At 35.4% G+C, this 9,794-nt stretch carries 6 protein-coding genes and 1 pseudogene; all 7 read right to left on the reverse strand.

Features of this window, described 5'->3' with window-relative positions:
- Positions 1-25 precede the first annotated feature (25 nt).
- The gene (locus J3495_RS17250) at positions 26-1,579 is read right to left on the reverse strand and encodes a PepSY-associated TM helix domain-containing protein (protein ID WP_210667935.1); all 1,554 of its coding nucleotides are present in this window, start codon (positions 1,577-1,579) and stop codon (positions 26-28) included.
- 6 nt (positions 1,580-1,585) lie between these two features.
- Positions 1,586-1,885, reverse strand: coding sequence for a hypothetical protein (locus J3495_RS17255; protein ID WP_210667936.1), 300 nt, complete (start codon positions 1,883-1,885; stop codon positions 1,586-1,588).
- A gap of 14 nt (positions 1,886-1,899) precedes the next feature.
- Positions 1,900-2,232, reverse strand: coding sequence for a hypothetical protein (locus J3495_RS17260; RefSeq protein WP_210667937.1), 333 nt, complete (start codon positions 2,230-2,232; stop codon positions 1,900-1,902).
- 56 nt (positions 2,233-2,288) lie between these two features.
- The gene (locus tag J3495_RS17265) at positions 2,289-4,754 is read right to left on the reverse strand and encodes a TonB-dependent receptor (protein WP_210667939.1); all 2,466 of its coding nucleotides are present in this window, start codon (positions 4,752-4,754) and stop codon (positions 2,289-2,291) included.
- Between the two features lie 212 nt (positions 4,755-4,966).
- Positions 4,967-8,143 carry an efflux RND transporter permease subunit gene (locus J3495_RS17270; RefSeq protein WP_210667941.1) on the reverse strand — a complete coding sequence of 1,059 codons (3,177 nt, stop codon included), beginning with the start codon at positions 8,141-8,143 and terminating at the stop codon, positions 4,967-4,969.
- An 89-nt stretch (positions 8,144-8,232) separates the two neighbouring features.
- A complete protein-coding gene (locus J3495_RS17275; protein WP_210667944.1) occupies positions 8,233-9,300 on the reverse strand; it encodes an efflux RND transporter periplasmic adaptor subunit in 1,068 nt (355 codons plus the stop codon).
- An 11-nt stretch (positions 9,301-9,311) separates the two neighbouring features.
- Positions 9,312-9,656, reverse strand: a pseudogene (locus tag J3495_RS17280) (TolC family protein); the annotation flags it as partial.
- Positions 9,657-9,794: the final 138 nt, after the last annotated feature.

Consider the following 9,794-nt stretch of genomic DNA (forward strand, 5'->3'; position numbering starts at 1 on the left):
CAAAGAATACAACTTCTAAATTTTTTTAAGCTGTTTTGTTGACTTTGGGTTGTAATGACAGAGCTGTGTAAAGCGTAATCGAAGCCAAAACAATCCAGAAGGCATCTATAAAAAATAGCTGAATTTGATTGTGCTGAAAAGAATTCCACAACCAGTTACCTGTCATAATTCCGTTACTGATGGGTACTAAAAAGCCTAAAATACTTCCTGAAATCAAACAGTATTTGTTGGTAAAAGCATCATTTCTTTTAAGGATAAAAAATACCGCCAGCAAAAGCCAGCCTGTAAAATAAATTGTATAAAGGTTGGATTGACTAAGTGGATAAAATATTTTGGCTGTACTAAATGCCAAAGCAGTGATCGGGTACATACTCAAACAAATCGCCAGATAAATGCGAACAACTCTGCGATTGAAGCGCCTTTTATTTTCGGGCATATTGTTTTTTTGTCTGGCCACCAACCAAATCATCACTCCGGAAATAATGACAAAACAGGTAATAATGCCTAAAATGAAACTTACGATTTTTAAGGCATAACCTCCGTAATCACCAAAATGAATTCGATATAATACATTTTTTACAGCATCCAGATATTTGTTTTGTGTGATTGGGTCTTTTTTAGCGACCTCTTTTCCATCTGCAACACGATACATGATTTTTCCGATTCCAGTAAATTTTTTGTGATTTAGCAATTCACCTTCAACTAAAACGTGCATATTCAAATCTCCATAATTTTGAATGTAAACACGTGTAATTTGAAAATCTTCCCAATTACTTTTGGCTTTTTCTACTAATTTATTGATACTAAATGGCCCAGTTAAAGCTTTATTTTCAAAATCGTATGTGGGTTCTGTATATTCTAATTCTTTATACAATTTGTTTTGATCGCCTTGGTACAATATCATGACACTTGGAGCAACGATCAAAAGTTTAATCATAAAAAAAGCGCCTGTAACCGCGTACACAAACTGAAAAGGAAGCCCTAACATTCCTAATGATGTGTGCGCATCTGTCCATAAGGTTTTTAATTTTTCTTTTGGACGGAAAACATAAAAGTTAGAAACGATTTTTTTCCAATGCAACAATAATCCGGTTATGATGGCAAACAGAAAAAATAAGGCTGTAAACCCGGAAAGATAGTAGCCTACTGGATACGGAATTTGAGCCAGGAAATGCAATCGGTATAAAAATTCTCCCAGCGAGTAGGATTCTTCATAAGTAAAGGTTTTGAAGCTTTTGGTATCCAAATAGAAAAAATCTCCTGCCTTTTGTTGGGCTGGAGCCAAAGTGTCTTTGGTGCCTTCAAGAGAGATAGCAACACGATTTTCGATACTTGGTTTAGAAATCGTTAAAGCCCTTCCGTGCAGTACGTATTTTTTGTCAAGCGTTTGTAAAGCAGTATCATAATCTAACTGAATTTCTTTTGTAATAACTGTGGATTCACTTCTTTCCCAATTGATGATTTCATCCCTAAAAAAAGAAAAAGAACCAGCGAAGAAAATCACAAACAGCACGACGCTAATAACAATTCCGCTAACGGTATGTGTATGAAAGTAAATATTGTAATTACGGTTGCTCATAAGTTGTTAGACTGCTGGATTATAGGTCTGACCCAAGTAAATTAAAAGAGAAAAGACAAAGATAAGGAGCAAATAAAGCCCCCAGATTTTTAAGGCACTTTTTGCTAAAAAGGCAATAATCATAAGCACAACCCAAAGAATAAAACCGCTAAAAGCCATCGTAATCATGATGTTTACCCTGTTGAACCAAGAAGCTAAAGCCAAATGAAAACTTACAGAAACAAAATAGCCGCCCACAATGGCAGCTGTAATTTTGGCAAATCTTTGCCAGTTTGATTGTGTTAAGTATTTAGGGTTAGCAGGCATATTCGGAACAAATTTTAGTTATAATAAAATTCTAAAAAAGCAATTATAAAAAAAAGCATAAAAATGGCTTTTTTATCTATTTTTTTTAGCGGACTCAAAATGATAATCAAACTGCCAACAGTCATTAACTGAATACAAAACATTAGCGTACCACAACATAAGGATTGTGTAAAAAGCCACATGATGTAGGCCAAAAGCAGAAGAATCAATCCTGTTGCTTTGGTTTGTTTTGGATTTTTTTGCATCCATTTTTCAAAACCAAGATCATACGATAAAGAGGCTCTTTTTGAGGTATAATATAAAGTGTAAAAAGCTAAAAAAAGTAGTAAACTGGCTATTGTTATCATTTTTCCATGAATTTAAAAAACACCTTTCTACCAAGAGAAAGGTGTTTTTGTTTTTTTTAGAATCTATAAGAGAAGCTTGCTGCAAGGGCTCGCGGATCTTTAGGATGAATTGTTGACCAACCATCATAAATATCTTCGTTTGTGATGTTGTTTAATCGTACTGTAATGGTAAATTTTTCAGCAGTATAAAACAAAGATGAATTTAAAACTGTATACTCCGGAATTGTAAATGTTCCGGCAACTTTTCTATTCATAATTTTATTATCACCAACATAGTTTCCTCCAAAACCGAGACCGAAACCTCTTAAAACACCATTTGTAAATTTGTAGCTTGCCCAAAGGTTGGCAAGATTCTGAGCTCCTGCGCTTTCAGGTCTAAAGCCAACGAAATCAGCGTCTCCAGCCGTTAGGATAGCATCATTATAGCTGTATCCTAAAACAATATTTAAACCATTGACCGGATTTGCAACAAATTCTGCTTCAAAACCTTTATTGTGTTGTCCTCCATCTTGGTAAGAAGTCTGGTTGTTTGGCTGCGGAACAGTTGGGTTTGTAGGATCAACGTATGGAGTTTCTACTACATAAACTTGATCAGTAACCTTAATATCATAGTAGCTAAAAGTAGCGTAGAGTTTGTCTTTAAAAAGATTCAATTTTGTTCCAACTTCAAACTGATTGGCTTTTTCTGGATCAAAGGTTAAAGGCGTGGCAATTGTAGCATTACGATTCTGACCAGGAGCAACATTAACAAATCCGTTCATGTAATTGGCAAAAAGTGATACTTTATCTAAAACCGGTTGGTAAACTAATCCAAATTTAGGAGAAAAAGCAGTTTGATTGTATCCGTCATTTTTAGCATTCATAAAACGGTCCGCACGTAAACTCAACATCGCAGATAAGGCAGGCGTAAAGTTGATTACATTAGAAACATAAGCACTATAAATTTCTTGCTTGGTTTTATTATTGTTGCGCGGGCTATCTCCAACTATTGCATCCGATCCTACTTTTGTCAAATTTCCTGTATCGCCGTTTGAAGGGCCAAAAACAGCATTAAAAGCTTGTAAATTATCTCCTATGTAAACACTTCCATTTCCAAAATATCCCGAACTGCGATCTGAAGTGGTTCTTTTGAAATAATCAAAACCTACCACTATTCTGTTTCTTAAACTTCCAATATTAAAATCACCGTTGAAGTTTTGTTGAATGTCGGTAGTCAGATTTAAATTGTCCTGGTAATTGAAATAACGGTCCAATACAATTCCGTCTGTGATGGTTGTAAATCTAGTTCCCTCATATAGATAAGCATAATTTCCTTGAGATTTTGCTGAACTTGTAGAAAATACGGTTTGTGAAGTCCATTGATCTGAAAGCTTATAAAGCATCTGAGACTGAATGTTATAAGAAGGAGTTTTAAGAGTAAGTTCGTTACTCGTGTAAGAACGTTGGTTGTCGTATTTTAATTCATTAATGTTATGAACTCGTAACGGCGCACCTCTGTCCAGAAACAGCATCGTCGGATTGGTAGCTTCATTACTCATAAATTCAGTATTAATCAAAAATGATAATCTATCGTTTACCTCGTAAGATAACGAAGGCGCAATAAAATACGATTCTTTAAAACCGGCATCCTGAAAACTGTTTTGTGTGTGGAAAGCAGAGTTTACTCTAAAATTTAAAGTCTTTTTCTCATTAAGAGGCGTGTTTACGTCTACAGTTACGCGGTTTAAACCAAAGCTTCCAACTGTGTAATTTATTTCTCCTCCAAATGTTTTGTAAGGTCTTTTGGTTGTGGTATTGATTAAACCTCCGTAAGAGATTAAGCTACTTCCGAACAAGGTTCCCGATGGACCTTTAATAATTTCGATCCTGTCAATATTAGCGGGATCTAAACTTCCATTTGTTAGTCCTGGTAAACCGTTTACCATAGTAGGCTGTACAGCAAATCCTCTAAGAGAATAATAGGCAGCTCCATCACCACCACGGCCAGTAGCAGCCCAAAGAGGCGTGATGCCTGAAGCATTTTTTAAGGCATCATCAAAATTGGTGACTACTTGTTCTTTTAATAATTCTCCTGTAATGGTAGTATAAACCTGTGGGTTTTCTAAATTTTTTAGCGGTAATCTGGAAACCTGCTGATTGTCTTTGCGTGCAAAATGATTTTTCCTGCCACCATTAATAACCACTTCTGTTAGCTCTTCTGAGTTTGAAGTAATGCTGAAATTCTCAACCAATTCCTGACCTTCATTGATCGTTATTTTTTTTTCTTTTGAAGTATATCCTACGGCAGAAATTTTTAAGGTATAGATTCCCGGTTTAACATTTTTTATTTTGTAATTTCCTTCTGAGTCTGTTATTGTGCCTAATCTTGTGCCTTTTAAGATCACTGAAATATTTTCAGGCGATTGATCATCATTGGTGGTAATCTGTCCTTTTAAGGTTGCTTTTTCCTGTGACCAAACTGTTGTATTTAGTAACAAAGTAAAGCACAAGCTTAACAAAAATATTGTAAATTTAGATGTCATGTTATTTAGAATTGGTTTTAATAATGCAAATCTAATACATGATCAGCAACAAAGCAAACTATTCTTATTTATTCTAAATAAAAAACTTAACGATAATTATTTTTTTCATTTCAATAAAAAATTAACATATTATTGGTGTGTAAATCAATTCTAAATAAAAAAACCTGCTCAAATGAATGAACAGGTTTTAGAATCAAAAACTAATTTATGTATTAATGGGTGTGTTTCGGGTTAAAACCGTCTTCGCTTAGTTCGATATGCTCATAATCGGCAACCATTTCAGCTTCATAATCAATTTTTTCTCCTTTACTAAACTTGTGGATGATTTTTTCCATGATACTATAAATCACAGGAACTACGATCAAAGTAAGGAATAAAGAAGAGATCAAACCTCCGATAATTACCCAAGCCAATCCGTTTTTCCATTCAGCTCCCGCTCCAGATGCCAATGCAATTGGAAACATACCAAATACCATCGCAATTGTAGTCATCAAAATCGGACGTAAACGTGCGTGATTTGCCTGAATCAATGCCGTTCTGATAGATTCTCCAGCCGTTCTTCGCTGGTTGGTATAATCGACAAGCATGATCGCGTTTTTACACACTAGACCAATCAACATGATGACCCCAAGAATCGTAAATATATTTAAGGTGTTGTTGGTCAAAGCCAAAGCTAATAATACCCCGATAAACGAAAGCGGAATAGCAAATAATACCACAAACGGGTGTGCAAAACTATCATAAAGTCCCACCATAACAAGGTAAACCAAAACAATAGCGGCCAACAAAGCGATTCCTAATGTACCAAAACCTTCACTTTGGTTTTCCTGATCACCACCCCAGATGTAGTTTACCCCAACTGGTTTTTCAAGTTTATCCAATTTCTCCTGCCATTGCGTTACGATTGTTCCGGAAGGAACCCCAACATTTTGACCTTGCACTGTTACTGAAGCTGTTTTGTCTCTACGCTCTAATTGGCTAGGTCCAGAACCTTCTTTAATGGTAGCAAATTGAGATAATTTGATTTGCTGTCCTGCGGCATTAATAAAAATTAGATTACTAACATCGGTAATGTTTTTTCTGTCAAAAGCATTGTACTTAATATTGATGTCGTATTCGTATTCACCAGCTCTGTATTTACCATCCGTATTTCCGCTGTAGGCAGTCTGCATGGTGAGACCTACTGTTTGAAGAGTCAGACCTAAAGCAGCCATTTTATCACGGTCAACCTGAACATTAATTTCAGGATTTCCGTCTTCAACAGTTAGTTTAATCTCTGTCGTTCCAGGAATTTTGCGCAATTCAGCTTCTGCTAATTTAGCGTATGCCATGGCGCTTTCAGTTGATGGACCTGTTACAATTAATCCTAAAGTAGCATTATCTGCCGTACCTAAAATACCAACCGGAACTGTTTTTACTTTTGCTCCAACCAATACTTTTTCAAGTTTACGTTTGATTTTTGCAGCATACACCGAAGCATCATCATCACGATCTTTCTGTTCGATCATTTTTACATCAATCTCAGCTTTGTACGCCGTGGCTTGTGAGGCTCCAAGACCTTCACTAGTTTGTCCTACAGTTGTAATCTGGCTGTGAACATATTCTTGAGTTTTCAAAAAGGCTTCTGCTTTTTGTGTCATAAAGTTGGTTTGCTCCAACGAAGCATCTTTTGGCATTTCGATTTGAACTAAAAACTCACCACTGTCTGAAGAAGCAAAGAATTCACCACCAATAAATCCGCCGCCTAGTAAAGAGAAGATTGATCCAAAAAATAATACTAAAACAATCACAATTGTTTTGATGTAATGATCCAAACTCCATTCTAATAAACCAGAGATCCAGTTTGTAAAACGTGTCAAATAACTTTCGAAACCAAGAATAATTCTTCCAAAAAGATTTTTTCCTTCAATATGTTCTAATTTTCCATAACGAGAAGACAACCAAGGAATAATAGTAAATGAAGCCAAAAGTGATAGCATGGTTGAAATAATTACCGTTACACAAAATTGTGTAATGATATTAGAAACCAAACCAGAACTCATTGCAATAGGCAAGAACACGACCACAATAACCAATGTAATCGAAGTTACGGTTCCGCCAATTTCTGCAGTTCCATCATACGATGCTCGAATACGGCTTTTACCCATCTCCATGTGTCGGTAGATGTTTTCAAGAACCACAATTGCATCATCGACCAGAATACCGACCACCAGAGATAATCCTAATAAACTCATTAAGTTTAGGGTGTATCCCATTAAATAAATTCCGATAAAAGTAGCAATCAAAGATGCTGGTATCGAAACCATTACAATTAATGAGTTTCTTATACTGTGCAGGAAGAACAACATTACAAAAGCCACCAAAATCACCGCTATTAATAAATCATGCACCACAGAATCAGCAGCTTCCAACGTAAAAATAGTACTGTCTTTTGCGACTTCTAATTCTAGTTTATTTGCTTTATAATCTTTTTCAAGAGTCTCAATTGTTTTTAACAATTGCTCACTTACTGCCACAGCATTGGCATCAGATTGTTTGATAATTTGTAAAACAATCGCGCTTTTTTGATCGACACGCGATATTTTTTCAGCAATTTTTTGTGTATCCTGAACGTCTGCAATATCTCCTAAACGAATCTGAATTCCGTTTTGAGAAGAAACCACTAAATTTCTTAATTCTTCAACACTTTTATATTTACCCGCTAAACGAATTAATATTTTCTGATCACGAGTTTGAATATTTCCTGTTGGGAAATCTAAGTTGGATGACAGGATGTTTTGTTGTACCTGTGGGATTGAAAGCCCGTAACCCTGCATTTTTAATGCATCAAGATTTACCTGAATTTCACGTTCCTGTCCACCAATAATATTTACTTGTGCAACTCCAGTTACACGAGATAAAACAGGGGCGATTTTTTTATCAATTAAATCATAAAATGCAGCTTCATCCATCTTTCCGTTGGCACCAATTGTCATAATTGGTAAATCGCTCAATGAGAATTTGGTCAGCGATGGAGTTTCGGCATCATCGGGTAAATCACTTATGATGGCGTTTATTTTTCGCTGCGCATCATTCATAGAGATATCGACTTTGGCAGTAGAAGTCAGTGTAATCGATACGATAGACAAACTTTCGTAGGACTTTGAGTCAATTTTCTTGATGTTTTCCAGAGATGCGATTGCATCTTCAATTTTCTTGGTTACAGTATTTTCTACCTCACTCGGAGAAGCTCCCGGATAAATAGTAGAAATTGTGATAACGTTTTGCTCAAATTTAGGGATCAGCTCGTAGCCTAATTGGCTGTAACTGAATAATCCACCAAGTGTCAGAATTGTAAACAATACAATTACCAACGACGGACGTTTTATGGATATTTCGGCTAATTTCATATATTTTTATTTATGCTTTAGGCTATAAGCAATACCCTTTACGCTTTTTAACTGCTTAAAGCTTATTGCTTAAGGCTTACAGCCTGTAATTATTTAATAATTTCTACTGTATTACCGTCTTGAAGGTTAATTTGACCTGTAATAATTACAGTTTCACCATCAGATAGTCCGTTGATAATTTCTACAGTATCTCCTAAAATTCTTCCGGCAGTTACTTTTCTTAATTTAGCAATACCGTTTTCAACAACAAAAATCTGGTTACTGCTTACACTTCCCACAAATGCGTTTCTAGGTACCACCATCAAGTTTTGTTTTTGTTGGTTCGAAGCAAAATTTGCAGTTCCGTACATACCTGCTTTTAGGTCATTATTTGAGTTGTTTGCAATTTCAATTTCAACCGGAAAACTCAAACTCTCATCAGCTTTTGCAGCAATAAAAGTAATTTTTCCCGTAAATGTTTTGTCTGGATAGACACTAGCAGCTACATTGATCTTATTGCCAACTTTTAGTCCGGCAACTTGGTTCTCGTTTACTGTAACTACCAGTTTTAATCGCGAAACATTTACAATGTCAAACATTGCAGTTGCAGGCATTCCTGCTAGAATAGACCCTGGCTCAATATATTTTTTGTTGATAAAACCGCTTATCGGTGCTTTTACTTTTGTATCACCTACATTAATTCTGGCTTGTTTTAAATTTGATTCAGCATTGGTCAAAGCCAATTTTGCCTGATCCAGTTGTTGTTTGGTAACACCACCTGTTTTAAATGCATTTTCGTATCTGTTATAATCAGATTTTGCATTTTGATAGGCTGCATCAGCTTGTTGTGCACTCACATTGATTACATCACCTCTCATTGTCAGTAAAGGTTGGCCAACTCTTACATAGTCACCTTCTTTTACCAAAACACTGATTACTTTTCCAGACTTTTCTGCAGAAAAAGTTAGCTCCTGAATAGGCTGAAAACTACCATTGGCAACAAAATCAAGTGACACTTCCTGAGTTTTTACTTGTGCTACTTTTACAGAAACTGCAGCATTTTTTTGAGCCACAATATCAGTTTTGGCTTTGTTCTCGGCTTTATTTTTAGTTAATACGAATCCAATTAGAGCTAGAGATCCAATTATGACTACGATGGTTATAATAATTTTCTTCATTTTGTTAGTTATTATTTAATAAGTGTTTTTAGTTCTCCTTTTGATTTTATTAATGCTATTTCTGCTACTTTATAATCTAAAATTGCCGCAGTATAATTGTTCTGTGCTTCAATTGATGCGTTTTCTGCATCTAGTAAATCGGTTAACGAAGCCAAACCTTGTAAGTAATTATTGTTTGTGTTTTTAAGTATTTCTCCTGCCAAAAGCATGTTTTCTTTTTGGTTTTCTATTGTAATAATGCTATTTTGGATTTGAGTAGTTGCATTTTTATAATCTAAATCAAGTGAAAGTTTGGTGTCTTTAAGATCTTCCTGAAGCGATCTAATTTGAACATCAGCTTGTCTCACTTTTGCGCGAGTACCAAATCCGGATCAACACATATTGTTGTGGGGAAATATTAAAATCTAGATATTTGTATTTTCAAATTATACCCTAATGCAAGATTCTTTTATCGATATCCTTAAGTTGTTACTGCCTGAGATACTAGTAGACTA

The organism is Flavobacterium geliluteum (assembly GCF_017948595.1).
Classification (GTDB): domain Bacteria; phylum Bacteroidota; class Bacteroidia; order Flavobacteriales; family Flavobacteriaceae; genus Flavobacterium; species Flavobacterium flavipigmentatum.